3 protein-coding genes are annotated in these 3504 nt (G+C 43.8%); all 3 read right to left on the minus strand.

Features of this window, described 5'->3' with window-relative positions:
• Window positions 1-871, minus strand: an 871-nt coding sequence (locus tag CXF78_RS17365; protein ID WP_145991541.1) for an aldehyde dehydrogenase family protein, incomplete at its 3' end; no start/stop codon positions are given.
• Window positions 872-880: 9 nt separating this feature from the next.
• Window positions 881-1900: an arginine N-succinyltransferase gene (gene astA, locus CXF78_RS17370; protein ID WP_011638737.1), complete on the minus strand. Its 1020-nt coding sequence runs from the start codon at window positions 1898-1900 to the stop codon at window positions 881-883.
• A 117-nt stretch (window positions 1901-2017) separates the two neighbouring features.
• Entirely contained in the window at window positions 2018-3235 is a 1218-nt protein-coding gene (locus CXF78_RS17375) for an aspartate aminotransferase family protein (RefSeq protein WP_011638738.1), read from the minus strand.
• Window positions 3236-3504 lie beyond the last annotated feature (269 nt).

A 3504-nucleotide genomic window follows, 5' to 3' on the forward strand; every position in this document is an offset into this window, starting at 1 on the left:
CTTGTGCGCCCTCTTCAATATATAAACGACGGGCACAAGTACAACGCTGGCCAGACGAAATATAAGCAGACTGAATAATGTCATGGACCGCAGCTTTGGTATCGGTAACGCCTTTAACGATAAGCGGATTATTACCGCCCATTTCTAAGGCTAAAATCTTACCTGGGAGGCCAGCATATTGTTCATGTAAAATATGCCCAGTACGTGAACTACCGGTAAAGAATAAACCGTCAATTTGTGGATGTGATGCTAATGCTTTACCGGTTTCAACTTCACCTTGCACTAAGTTAACCACACCTTGTGGTAAACCAGCTTTGTCCCAACACTTCAGCATTAACTCAGCCACTTTAGGCGTTAATTCTGATGGCTTAAACACCACAGTGTTACCAGCCAATAATGCTGGTACTATGTGCCCGTTTGGTAGATGGCCTGGGAAATTATAAGGGCCAAATACCGCTACAACACCATGAGGCTTGTGACGTAATACGGCACGTCCTGCAGGTAAATCATTGGTTTCAGTGCCGGTACGTTTGTCATGGGCTTTTGCTGACAATGCTATCTTGCCAATCATAGCGCCCACTTCAGTGGCAGTTTCCCACTGTGGCTTACCGGTTTCTTGAGCGATGGTTTCTGCGATCTCGGCTTTATTGGCTTCTAGTTGTGCACGATACGCTTCGACTATGGCTAAGCGAGCTTCATAACCCAGCATAAACCAATCAAACTGTGCCGCACGAGCGGCATCTACAGCTGCATTCACTTGAGTAGCAGTAGCCGTGTTACCTTGCCAAATTACGTCACCGTTGGCAGGGTTTTTTGAATTGATTTCATGACCTTCGCCAGCTAACCACTGACCTTGAATATATTGTGTCATTTCTTGCTCCTACATTGCTAAAACACGAATTTGCTCGCCATCGCTCACCAGTAAACCAGCAGCGATTTCAGGGCTGAGCACAACATTGTCGTGTTCATCAGAGACCAACAATTTAGCTGCTGACGCACGATAATCAGCAAGCGAGGTGTTGGAGATAATAAAATGATGATCGGCATGTGGCATCTTGCCAACTGAAACGGTCAATAAACGGCTCTTTTTCACTGAGCGGATCTCAGCTAGTGCACATTCAACCGTTGGGCCGCCATCAAAAATATCGACATAATTACGGAACTTAAAACCCTCTGCTTGTAATAAACGCAATGCTGGCTTGGTGTTTTTATGCACTTCACCAATCACTTTTTGGGCTTTTTTAGGCAACATGCAAACATAAACGGGGTTTCGCGGCATCATTTCGGCCATAAAGGCTTTTTTGCCTAAACCAGACAAGTAGTCAGCTTCAACAAAATCGATACCTAAAAAGTGATGTTGTAACCATTCATAAAACGGCGAGTCACCATGATCATCACTCACACCACGCATTTCAGCAATAACGGTATCGCCAAAGCGCTCAGGATGCTGTGCTAATAATAAAAAGCGCGAGCGTGATAACATGCGGCCGTTGTTGCCTTTGCGATATCCGTCTTTTAAAAACAGGGTGCACACTTCTGCTGCGCCAGTGTAGTCGTGGCATAATGTGAGGGTTTCAACTTCATTGCGAACAGAAATTTGCTGAGAATGATAGACCTCAGTACCTAAACGGTAATGATAAAAAGCATCTTGCATGCCGACGGCGGCTTCAATACCACAGGTACCGACAACTTCATTGGTCTTTGTATCTTCAAGCACCATTAAATAACCTTCGTCAAAAGGTTTATCAATTTGCTTGATAAAAGATGCCTCTGCCCTAGCAATCTTCGAACGCAGTAACTCTTCGTTAACTGGTAAAGATGTAAAACCGTGGCCTGACTCAACTGCGATACCATAAAGTGCATCGTAATCACTTGCACGGATAGGACGTATGATTAACATCTTAATCTCCTCATTGCGCCATAAGCGAACTGCGCTGAAATACATTTCAACGCGTATTCACTCAACTGGCGTACCCAAACAAATTAGTGCAAGCTAAGCCTGCACTAAATTTGCAAATTAACCTGCAACCACTTTTGCTACTGCGCGTTCAAAACGCAATAAGCCTTCTGCGATGTCAGCTTCTGGGATCACTAATGAAGGAGCAAAACGCACAACGTTTGCACCAGCCATCAAACTCATAAGGCCTTCAGCAACAGAAGCAACCAAGAAGTCACGGCTACGACCTTCATATTGCTCATTTAATACCGCACCTATTAACAAGCCTTTACCACGTACTTCACTGAATACGTTGTATTTGGCGTTAATAGCCGCTAAACCATCACGGAATAACTGTTCGCGATGTTTAACTCCGTCCAACACTTCTTTGGTATTCACCACGTCCATTACTGCATTACCTACTGCACAAGCCAGTGGGTTACCGCCATAAGTAGAACCGTGAGTACCAATTTTTAGGTGAGCAGCAATTTTGGCGCTAGTTAGCATTGCAGCAATAGGGAAGCCACCGCCTAGCGCTTTGGCGCTGGTTAAAATATCTGGCACGATGTCTGTACCCATGTAAGCAAATAACTCACCAGTACGGCCTACACCAGTTTGTACTTCATCAAAAATCACTAATGCGTCATGCTTATCAGCTAAACGACGTACTGCTTTTAAGAACTCAGGATCACCATTGATAATCCCGCCTTCACCTTGAAGAGGTTCAAGCATAATGGCACAAGTCTTGTCAGAAATTACCGCTTCAAGTGCAGCGATATCATTAAATGGCACGTGAGTAATACTTTGTGGCTTAGGGCCAAAACCGTCTGAATAAGCAGCTTGTCCGCCAACTGTTACAGTAAAGAATGTACGGCCGTGGAACGCTTTATCGAATGCGATGATTTGGTCTTTATCTGCACCATGGTTATCTAATGCATAACGGCGAGCTAATTTTAATGCTGCTTCATTGGCTTCTGCACCCGAGTTAGCAAAATAGACGCGCTCAGCAAACGTTGCATTAACTAACTTTGTCGCTAATTCTAGTGCAGGCTCGTTGGTCATTACGTTTGATAAATGCCATAACTTTTCGCCTTGCTCTTTTAATGCTGACACTAAAGCTGGGTGACAATGACCTAAACAATTTACTGCAATACCACCGGCAAAATCGATGAATTCATTACCTTCTTGATCCCATACTCGGCTACCTGCTCCGCGAACAGGAATAACAGCGGCAGGCGCATAATTAGGCACCATAACTTCATCGAATTGGGCACGGGTTAGATTCATTTCTACACTCATTGCATTTCATCCTTCAGGTTGTAAGCGGCTTGAAAGCCGCTGTTTCCGCTGTCTGCTTTATATTCTGTAAGTGCATTAGCGGAAGTTTGTGTTATTTATGCGACATTATTAGCGAAAATGTGATCAAAATACCAGTTCAGTACAATTAACTTCTGCAGGCCTTATTGGTATTCTGCATAAAGATTGATAAATATGACTAAACAACGCATTTATTGGGGGTTATGAAGCATAAATAGTCATAAAAAAAGTTATTTGACTCGAATTTGTGT

This window comes from Shewanella sp. 11B5, assembly GCF_002836795.1.
Taxonomy (GTDB): Bacteria; Pseudomonadota; Gammaproteobacteria; order Enterobacterales; family Shewanellaceae; genus Shewanella; species Shewanella frigidimarina.